Annotated in this window: 1 protein-coding gene; it reads right to left on the bottom strand. The window is 51.9% G+C overall.

Going from position 1 to position 10,655, the window contains the following annotated elements; all coding sequences use genetic code 11:
- Nucleotides 1–10,655 (bottom strand): SDR family NAD(P)-dependent oxidoreductase (locus VM802_RS06825; protein ID WP_325529071.1); only part of this gene is annotated, 10,655 nt, incomplete at both ends.

Below are 10,655 nucleotides of genomic sequence, written 5' to 3'. Positions count from 1 at the left end.
GCGTACAGTCTCTGTATCGTGCGGAAGGCAGGTCCGTATTGCAGCCCGATCCGGCTGAATGTATCATACAACGCATGGTGCTCCGCCTGTATCTGGCAACGTTTCCTGATGGTGCTGATGTCGGGGTCGGACAGCGACAATGGTGCTGCATTCCATCCAAGCTTGCCTTCCATATAAAGGCGCTCTCCATCGGCATGCGCGATCTGTACATCTGCGGCCCAGTCGCCGGTGACATCAAGCGCTGTCACCACTTCTCCTGTAGGCGACAGCAAAGGCTGCAGCCATCCAACTTTTGAAATGGTTACGGGGAACTTACCTGCTGCAGTCTTTCCGGCCTGAAGGGCCATCTCCAGCAATGCTGCACCGGGCATAGTTTTCCGGTCGTTCACTACATGATCGTTCAGAAAAATCTCTTTACCCGAAAATGTGCTGGAGAATTGCTGGCCGGAGAAATCAGAAATGTTGGTATGAATCAATGGGTGAAGATGACCGCCACCAATGGTTTCCGGCCTTTCTTCCCGGACAGGGTAATATCTTTCCTTTGCAAAAGGATATACGGGTATACTGATTTTTTTAACCGGCAGCCCTTCGTACAATAACCCAAAATCCACCTCACTACCCGCCACATAAGCTTCTGCCAGCAACGCCAGCTCCCGCAGATAAACGCCTGGCTCACCCCTGCTTGCCGTCACACGTCTTACAAGATCACGGGTCGGTTGCTTCGCAGCGCCATTCAGTGCAGGGTTGTTTGTCCACGTATCGGCTACGGGCTGTTGTTGCAGAAGGGCGCCCAACTGACGAACGAGCTGCTGCCTGCTGGTAGCGACGATAGCCACGCGGTGCAGGAAGTGGCTCCGGCCTGCGCCAGCAACAAACGCAACATCTGTCAATGAAAGCGTCTCCGGTTGTTCCTGCAACCATGCAGCTAACTGTACAACACGTTGCTGCAAGGCTTCCGGCGTTTTAGCAGACAACACCAGAAGTTGGGCCGGTGGCTGATTTCCGGGTAACGCAGCAGTAGCCGGCGCTTCCTGCAATACCAGGTGTGCGTTGGTACCACTGAAACCGAATGAACTGATGGCGGCGGTACGTTGTTTTCCTTTTTCTGTATGCCAGTCCTGCAAACGGGTGTTTACATAGAAAGGTCCTTTGTCAAATTCAATCAGCCTGTTCACCTGATGACAATGCAGGGAAGGCGCCAGCTGCCGGTGTTGCAGGCTGAGTATCAGTTTAAACAGCCCTGCTACTCCCGCGGCGGTACCAGCATGACCGATATTGGTTTTCACTGATCCGATTGCGCAATATTGTTTCTTACGGGTATAGTAATTATAGGCTGTAGTCAATGCTTCCACTTCTATCGGGTCACCCAGTTTGGTGCCGGTACCATGCGCTTCAATACAGGAAATATCTTCCGGATGAATACCATATTGCTGGTACACGGATCTCAGCAGCGCAATCTGCGATGGCGCACTGGGCGCTGTGATGCCATTGGTTTTACCATCCTGGTTGATGCCCGACGCCGTAATAACAGCCTGGATATTATCTCCATCGCGCAGCGCGTCTTTCAATCTTTTCAATACGACAGCCCCTATTGCTTCAGCCGGTACAAACCCATTGGCTGAGTCATCAAACGTTTTGCATTTGCCATCCGGAGAGAGCATCCCTGCGTTGGAGGCCAGGATAAAATATAACGGTGTATGCATGACCGTTACACCGCCGGCAATGGCCATTTCCGTCTGACTACTGCGCAACGCTTCACAAGCCAGGTGAATAGCCACCAGGGAAGACGAACAGGCCGTATCTACAGGAACACTGGCGCCCTGCAGGTTCAGGAAGTAGGAAATTCTGGCCGCTAGTATCGACGAAGCCGTACCGGTAAAGGTATACCCATGATGACGGTCTGCGCTTTCCTGCAGTACGCCATTATAATCACCTGCTTCGCAACCAACATATACGCAACAGCTGCGGCCATCCATCTCTCTGTCACTATATGCCGCATCTTCCAGTGCATGCCATACCGTTTGCAGGAAAAGCCGCTGCTGTGTGTCCATCAGCTCCGCTTCTTTCGGGGATATGTTAAAAAACAATGGATCGAATACATCTATGTTATCCAGCAAACCTCCGTGACGGGTCTGGCTATTCTCAAGCACTTCTGCAGGCCACCGCGTGATCTCTTTCACACCATTATACCCTTCCGCCAGCTTTTGCCAGAAGGTAGCGGCATCCGGTGCGCCAGGGAACTGTCCCGCTTTCCCGATGATGGCAATATCCGTGTCCTTCACAGGATACTGTTCTTCAGGAGGCTGCACTTTCACCGGCGCCTCCGGCGTTACTTCCCTCGTTGCAGTTGAAACCGGTGCTGTTACTGGCGGCGGAACTATGGCCGGTGCAACGGTTTCAGGAAAGTGCTGTGTGATGTACTCAGCAAGCTTACTGATATTAGCGTAGTTGAACAGGTCCGTCACACGCAGGTTTATCTTCAGTTCATCACTGACCTTATTCACAATATCAACGGCCATCAGGGAATCTATCCCATAGTTCATGTACGGGGTATTATCATCAAAGATTTCCCTGTCGAGCCGCAATACATCTGCCAACGCTGCAATGATGGCATTCTTCACAAGTGAGGATGGGTTTTCATACTTCTCTGGCATAGCCGTTATTTTTAAAGTTGGAGGATTATTGGTTTGTTCTGTAGAGGCAGATGTGGCGGTATTACTTTCTATACCTGACTGCCGCAACAGTTCGGCCGTCGCTTTCATGACGATGTATTGCGGCGCAGCGGCAGACAATACCTGTTCAAAAGCGGTAACGCCTTCCTGTATAGTAAGTGGCAGCAATCCTTTTGAGAGCAACTGTTTTCCCAGCCATGCATCTTTGCTCAGGCCCACGCCGCCCCAGTAGCCCCAGTTAATCACCTTCACCGGAAAAGTAGCTGTAGCCTGTAATTGCAGGGCAAAGGCATCCATGAATGCATTGGCAGCACCGTAGTTCGCCTGACCGGCATTACCGGCAAAAGATTGTATGGAAGAAAAGAAGGCAAAGAAATCAGGCGACGCTTTTTCAAAAGCTTTCCAGAGTTGCAGGCTGCCCTGTTCTTTCGGTAGCAATACCGTTTGCATATCTTCTGCGGTCATCTGGGCAATCCGTTTGTCGCACAGCACAGCCGCCGCGTGTATCACACCGTTGATGCTGCCGAAGCGCTGCATAGCCGCTTCCAGTAAAACATGTCCGGCCGCTTCTTCACTGATGTTCACCTGCGCATAATGCACTTCTCCTCTCAGCATTTCTATCACCCGCATCTTAGCGAGGATCTCATCCGTTAGCGGTGAGCGGCCCGCCCATAATAGCTTTGCACGGAATGTGCGTGCCAGGTAAAGACTGAGATGATACCCAATACCACCGGCGCCACCGGTAATCACATAGGTTCCACCCACCCTCAACAGGGAAGTATTTTCTTCCGGAATAACGGCATCGCATATACGTTTTACATAACGCCTGCCGCCGCGGAAGGCGACAACCGGCATGATCTCATCACCTGGGTCCTGTATAATGCGTGTTGCCTCTTCTCTGTTCATATCTGCCGGAACCTGCACTGTCAGCACTTTCCAGGATGGAAGCTCCTGCTTCATGGAGCAAACAAAACCTGTGAGCGCGGCCTCGTATGGCGCCTCGTTGTCTGCTATCCACACAGATAACCTGTCAACAGAAATATGCTCAGCTATCAGGGTCTTAACAAGATGAAACAGCCCGAACAACCCTTCCCTGCCTGCTTCGCCGGCCAGGAAATAAATATCAGTTGCGGGTAACGCCGCCTTCACCAGTTGCGTGTATTCCCCGCCGTTATCCCCCTTATCCTTCAATGGTATCAGTACCTGCTGTATCCTGCTGTTACTGTAATGCCGGGCAATATGCTGTCGCCATCCCTCTGTAACTGCTGTGCCATTATGCACCAGCAGCACATTACCAGGAAGGCCCGTTACCGGCGATGCAGCAGGTACTTCTTTCCAGATGGGCTGGTAGTATAGCGGAACAAACGGCTGGATCAACTCCCGGAAATTCATTTCTTCCATATACACACAAACATTCCCCTCCACATCCGTAATACATACATCATAGCTGCCCGCGGTAGCGCCACATTTCACATAGGCGTAAGCGTTAGCAGGCAGCGGCGCCTGATATACCAACCGCTTCAGGGCAAACGGCAACAGGGAACTGTTCTTCTCCTTCCTGTACAATCCCTCCTCCACCGCAATGATAGCCTGCGCGGCAGCATCTGTTATTCCCGGATGAATCACATACTTCGATACGTCATCGGCATGTTTACCGGGCAAAGCAATCATACCCAGTGTGGTATACTTACCTTCCCACACGCGTATCAATCCTTCAAAGAAAGGACCATACTGGATACCATAATCACCCAGTAACAGGTAAGGCAGTTCTACTGACTCAGACTTCAATTCCTTTCTTATATCCGCCATATCCAGCTGCGGCAGTCTTGATACAGTTATGGCAGGAACAAACCGGCCGCGGGAATGTACCCGTCGTGTACCAGCTTCTGTGCTGCTGATCTCAAAATGAATATCCTTATCCACCTGCTTCAGCAGTACCGTTACATCCAGTGTAGTTTCCACCACTACGGGATGCAACCATAGCAAATCATGCAGTTCGTATTCTTTCAGATTATATAGCATAGTAAATGCTTCCACGGCCATTTCAATATGCGCTACGGCAGGCATCACCATGTTACCTTGCACAATATGTTCTCCGGCCACTTCATCATTAGCCGTAAGCACTTTATGGAACAACACGCCCTCTTCCTGCGGCGACGCTGTGGTATGATAACCATCTATCAGCGGCCTGGCAGGTGCTTCCTTGTGAGGAGTCGCCGGAGTGGCCGCTGCCACCGGCTTTGCAGCCAGCCAATATGACCTGCGTTCAAACGGATACAGCGGCAGCGAGATACGGCCTGCGCCCATATGCTTGTAAAACGGCTCCCAGTCGAATTGCCCGCCGCCCACATATAGTGCTGCCAGTTCCCGCAATGCTGCTGTAAAGCCGGTAGGATAATGCCTGCCTAAAGCATATTCTTCGATCAATGCCGCTCCTCTTGCCTGCCCGGTCTCACTGACCACACCATTCTCGCCGGTCAGCACCTGACCGTTCTCACCGTTGGTCCACTGCTGTAATTGTGTGATGAGATCAGCGGTATTGGTTACGATTAATGCCAGCCTGTATTTAAAATGCATACGGCCGGTGTGCAACGTATAGGCAATATCGGTAAGCAGCTGCCGCTGATCCGGTTGTTGTAACCAGGTCAACAGATCTGCCGCCTTCTGTTGCAGTGCGGCAGCAGTTTTCGCAGAGAGCGCCACCAGGAAGGCCGGTGGCAGCGATTGACTGCGCACCTTGGTTCTTGCCGGCGCTTCTTCCAGTACCATATGGGCATTAGTGCCACTGAAACCGAATGAGCTGACCGCCGCCCTCCGCGGCGACAAGTTCGTTGCGGCCCAGTCTTTCAGTTTTGTGATCACATAAAACGGGCTCTCCGCAAACGGAATCTGCTCATTAGGTGTTTCGAAATGTAAGGTTGGCGGAATCTGCTGATGACGAAGCGACAATACCGCCTTGATCACGCTCGCGATACCGGCAGCTGCCACCGCATGGCCTATAGCGGTTTTCACAGACCCGACTGCACAATACCCTTTCTTATCCGTGAAGGCCCTGAAGGCATTGGTGAGCGCTTCCATTTCAATGGGATCGCCCAGGCGGGTACCGGTACCGTGGCATTCCACCATACCAATAGTATCGGGATGAATATGATAACGTTGGTATACTTCTGTTTCCAGCGCTGTCTGTGATTTGGTGCCAGGCGCCGTAATGCCGTTCGTCTTACCGTCCTGGTTGATACCCGAACCTTTGATGACAGCATAGATCTGATCACCATCAGCCAGGGCTTTTGCCAGCGGTTTCAGGATGATAGCCGCTACGCCCTCTCCCGGCACATAGCCGTTGGCGTTATTATCAAACGCCCTGCATATGCCGTCAGGAGAAAGCATCTCCGCATTGCTGTTGATGACGTAGAAATCAGGTGTCGTAGTAACGAATACCCCTCCCGCAACAGCCATATCACTTTCGCCCTGCTGTATACTGCGGCAGGCCAGGTGTATAGCTACCAGTGATGAAGAGCAGGCAGTATTCAGCGCTACGGCAGCACCTTTGAGATTCAGGTGATAAGCCAGGCGGGCCGCGGTGATAGAAGCGTCATTGCCCCAGAATGACTGCGCCTCTTTCAGCCAGCCATCAGCCGCAATCTTGGTGAGATAGTCCCCGCTGCCCCCGCCGATGTAAATGCAGCAACGGGCGTTGGCAATATGATCATTGGCATAGCCCGCATCTTCCAGCGCATTCCATGCCTGCTCCAGGAACAGCCGCTGTTGCGGGTCTGCGAAGAGCGCCTCCTTGCCGGAAATATTAAAGAACACCGGATCAAACAAATCTATATTATCCAGGAAACCACCTTTTCGGCAATGCGTTTTATCCAGGTCTTTCGGATTGGCGGAGTAGTACGCATCTATATCCCAGCGTTCAGCAGGCACTTCACGGATGGCACTTTTACCCGCAGCCAGGTTCTGCCAGTACATATTGAGATCATCTGCCCCCGGGAAACGGCCAGACATGCCAATGATAGCAATATCGCCAACAGCTTGCCGGGCGGGAACTTCCGGAGGTGGTGCAGGCACCTCAGCTGCTGATGTCCGCACTACTATCTTTCCGATATTCGCGCGGTTCTCCATATAGTCGTAGGCTGATAACAGCTGGTCAAACTCAAATATCTTCCCCACAACCGGCTTGATGGCACCCTGCTGCAACGCCGATACCATTTCCTGCAGGTATCGTTGTGCGTATAGGGGTTCCCGTAGGAGCAGTTTTCTGAGATCAAGGCTATAGAACACCTGGTTATCTGTCATCCTGCTCAGGTTCAGGCGGCCGCTGCTGCGCAGGCCCGTCATCGCAATTTCAATGTAGCGGCCACCGGGCGTAAGCAGGTCCAGTCCTTTTTGTATGGCATCCCCTGAAAGGGTATTGATCACCACATCTACTCCCTTTCCACCAGTGATCTCTTTCACGCGTTCGCTGAAATCCTCTTCCTGATAATTGATAAGGTGATGCACGCCTGCCCGCTGCAGGTATTGCAATTTATCCGCAGAACCGGCAGTTGCAAAGATCTCCGCACCGGCGCCAAGCGCCATCTGTACGGCAATAAGCCCCGTACCGCCGGCAGCGGTCTGTATGAGAATCTTTTCGCCAGGTCTGATAGCCGCAAGCCTGAATGCATGTTCCATGGTCAGGTATACGATGGGTAGCGAACAGGCTTCTTCATAACTTACATTCTCCGGTTTGGCAATCACGGAGCCTTCCCAGACATTCGCCAGTTCAGCCTGCGCACCAAGCCCCTCTCCCATCAGCGCTATCACCGGATCACCGGGTTTGAAGCCTGTTACTTTTGCGCCGGTCTTCTTCACAATACCGGCTATCTCAAAACCAGGTGTAAAGGGAAACGGCGGCATAGTAGGATATAATCCTTTTACACAAAGCAGATCCCCGAAATTCAGCGAGAATGCTTTCACTGCAATCTGCACTTCTTCTTCCTGCGGGTCCGGTAATACCAGTTGCGCTATGGTAACATCAGCAATACTGCCGGGACCATGCACGACCACTGCCTTATACGGTGATCCCGTATGAACAGCACGGGGCTTGTCATTGCTAACCAACACAGGCTTCTCTTCTTTTATCACTGGTACAACAGGACACAGTGAATGAATATGTCCGGATAATTCTGCTATGTTGACATAATCAAACAATACGGACGTCTGTAGTTTAAGCCCTGTACGTTTATTCAACAGGTTAATCAGCCGTACGCCCAATATTGAGTCGATGCCGTACGCCGAAAAAGGTTGCTGCCGGTCAATGTCCATGGTGGTTTCAAGTGTTTCCTGCACACAGGCATACACGATATCGGATAATGAACCCGCCGGCGCCCGTTTCTCCTCAGAAGGTATCAAAGGCTGCTGAACCGCTACAGGCACAGGTTGCAGCTGCCGGATATAATTTGCCAGTTCTTTGATACTGGTATAATCAAACAATACATTGGTGCCGAGCTTCAATCCCAGTTTCTTGTTGATGGCTGCAATAACAGCAACACCGGTAATAGAATCTACTCCCAGCTCCGCAAAAGGCTGATCCTGATTGAGTGCCCGGCCTTTCATCTCCAGCGCTTCCGCCACAATACCGGTTACAAGCGCTGTCATATCTGTACCTATCGTTGTAGCCGGAACTGTTATCGCGGGCGCAGGCGCCGTTACCAGAACCGGTGTATTCACTGTATTTTCCTGCGAGACATGCATAGAAAGCAGACCATCACTTTCTGCTATTAATACCAGCTGTCCCAGCGTGTAGTCTTTACCGTTATGATACCCTGCGATATGCGCATGCCGGAATCCGGCCAGGCCCAGTTGCAGTTTCCACAAGGCAGGGCTGAGCAAAGGCCCGTTCTTGATACGGCAGGAAGCATCTTCAAAGCGCCACCATCCGTCCAGCAAACCGAAAATATAGGTAGTGAATGGTTGTACCGCCATCACCTCATTCAGTACAAGTACGCCACAGGGCGCCAGCAGATGCTTTACTTCCCGCAGCGTAGCCGTCATGTTAACGGTAGCATGCAGCACATTCGCGGCAATGATCACATCATAGCTGCCGGCAACATAATCCTGTTCCGTTACCGGGCGCTCAATATCAAGTACATTAAAATCGACCTGTGGCCAGCTGCCAAACTGCTGGCGGCCGAGTTGTACAAACCTGGCGGAAATATCTGTGAAGCAATATTCCCATGCATGCGGACTGTCATTCAGTGCATGCAGCACTTTGCCCGTGGTACTGCCGGTACCGGCGCCGATCTCAAGAATGCGTACGGGACGGGCATTTCCACGGGCCGCCTGTTCTTCAATATATCCTTTTACGGCTGTTGCCACCAGTTCATTACAGTAATCCACCACAGGGTTACCCTGGTAGATCTTTTCCAGCAATGCAGGCGACCCTGCCGGGAAAAGCAGATCTGTAGCCCTTACACGGCCCGTAAGTATTTCATTGTATACATCGAGGCTGGAGCGCAGTAATGTAGTATGAGCAGACAACTGCGGATACTCATCCATGAATGCCGCTATCTGAACCGCTTCCGGAAGACTGGCAGTCGCCGCCGCCGGTAGTACAGTCACCTGATTATCGGTAATGCTGATGTAACCATTGGCGTACAGAATGTCCAGTAATGCTTCCCACAACCGGTTATAAGCCGGGATAATATGCAGTTGTTCTTTTAATGAAGCAGGCCCGTACTTTTCCTGACTCGTGTGCAAAGCGCCCATCTTGTGGAACGCCGCCAGCAGCCAGGCAGCTGCATACTGATGCAGTTGCGTAAAGCCGGTGATGATCCTTTGCAATGCGGAAAAATCAACCGGTACAGCTTCCAGTCTGCCGGTCAATGGCTGTATGACGGAAGGCATCCTTACCGGCTGCACAAATACCTTCCTGTGCGACTGTATGCCAAGCGCTGCATGTACCTGCTCCCTGATCTTGAGTGGGATCACCTGCGTTATCTGCTGTTGCAGGCATATCGCAATGGCCGCCATTCCTTCTTCTGTAGAAATCGCGCCTATACCCTGGGCTGCGAGCCGCTCCCGGTAATTATCCGTGGCTACTATTCCCACATCACCCCAATAACCCCAGTTCAATATTCTCACCGGTAACCCATACACAGTGGCAGCATAACGTGCCCACGCATCTTCAAAAGTGCTGGCAGCACAATAATTGCTCTGCCCCGCATTTCCGGAGAACGACTGTGCCGATGAACAGAACAAATAAAAATCAAGCGTTTCATTCTTCAGTGCTTCCGTCAGCACCACACTGCCCCGTACTTTGGGCGCCAGCACCTCCTGTAACGATGCAGCTTCCATATTTGCAATGGTACTATCACGCAGCACGATCGCGGCATGTACCACACCATGAATAACACCGTAAGCAGTTTTCACCTGCTGCACTGCGGCTGCCACCGCATCCGCATCTGAAATATCTGTCTGTATATATTTGAAGCGCCCACTATAACCGGCAATCAGCCGGTCATATTTTGCAAGATCTTCATGATACGCCCTTCTGCCAAGAAATACAATCGTGGCCTGGAAATTCATCGCCAGGTATTTACCCAGCTCAGAACCTATTCCGCCGGCGCCACCGGCGATCAGGTATACGCCGCCCTTACGGAATGCGGGCTGACCTGTTACCGGTAATGTTAAAGGCAGGAGCTGCTGCACAAAGCCGCGTCCTTCCCGGAAAGCCATCCACACAGGCTCTCCCGGCTGCTTGCCGGTATGCAGCAGTTGTTGCAATAACGTAGGGGCTTCCCCGTTAAGCGCAGCATCATCGAGATCAATACAGCTGACTTTCCACAAAGGCAGCTCCCTGGACAATGACAGGCAATAACCAGGAAAAGTAGCAGCAAAAGGCGCGGTGATCTCATCTGGGAATACGGACTGAGCCCGCACAGTGATCACATTAAGCGTCATGGCCATATCCTGATAACCATTACGGATGCACGCTTTTAT

Origin of the sequence: Chitinophaga sp. (genome assembly GCF_035538455.1) — a bacterium.
Taxonomy (GTDB): Bacteria; Bacteroidota; Bacteroidia; order Chitinophagales; family Chitinophagaceae; genus Chitinophaga.
Note: the sequence above shows the minus strand (reverse complement) of the source record. Positions and strands in the feature narration are given on the sequence as shown.